General features: G+C 70.1%; 1 protein-coding gene. It reads left to right on the forward strand.

What is annotated here, in order from left to right; translation table 11 throughout:
* Positions 1–688: TonB-dependent siderophore receptor (locus G7A99_RS22875; protein ID WP_163144327.1), on the forward strand; the 688-nt coding region annotated here is incomplete at its 5' end.
* Positions 689–723: the final 35 nt, after the last annotated feature.

The following is a 723-nucleotide window of genomic DNA, read 5'->3' on the forward strand; positions in this document are numbered from 1 at the left end:
GCCCTACGCCGCGGTGGCGACCTCGTTCGAGCCGGTGACCTACCGGGACAGCGACGGCGACATCCTCGAGCCGATCGAGGGGCGCCTCTACGAGGCCGGTCTCAAGTTCCAGCCCAACGACTTCAACGCCCTGTTCAGCGTCGCGGCGTATCGCCTGGTCGAGGAGAACTCGGCGCAGTACGTCGGCTACAACGCCTCCGTGGGCTCCTATTACGAGGCCGTCGGCGAAGTCGAGACCAACGGCGTCGAGCTGGAGGCGCGCGCGGACCTCGGCGGCGGCGTGGACCTCACCGCGGCGTACACCTACACCGACGCGGAGATCACCGACGACGCCGACGAGGGCGACATCGGCAACACGCCGTCACTGACGCCGGATCACTCGGCCTCGCTGTGGCTCGGCTACGAGGCGCCGGCCGGCGCACTCCGCGGCCTGTCGTTCCACGGCGGCCTGCGCTACATCGGCCGGACCTACACCGGCAGCAGCAACACCGACACCAACGACGCCCATACCGAGGTCGACGCCTCGGTGCGCTACGACCTAGCGGCCGTGGACCCGACCCTGCGCGGGGCCAGCGTATCGTTCAAGGCGACCAACCTGACGGACGAACGGCGCGAGGTCTGCAACGCCGGCTACTGCTATCTCGGCGAGGGCCGCACCCTGCTCGGCGAGTTCCGCTACCGGTGGTAACGCCCCGTACGGCGCCACGGACGGCGCCCGCCTGC

The organism is Arhodomonas sp. KWT (assembly GCF_010993615.1).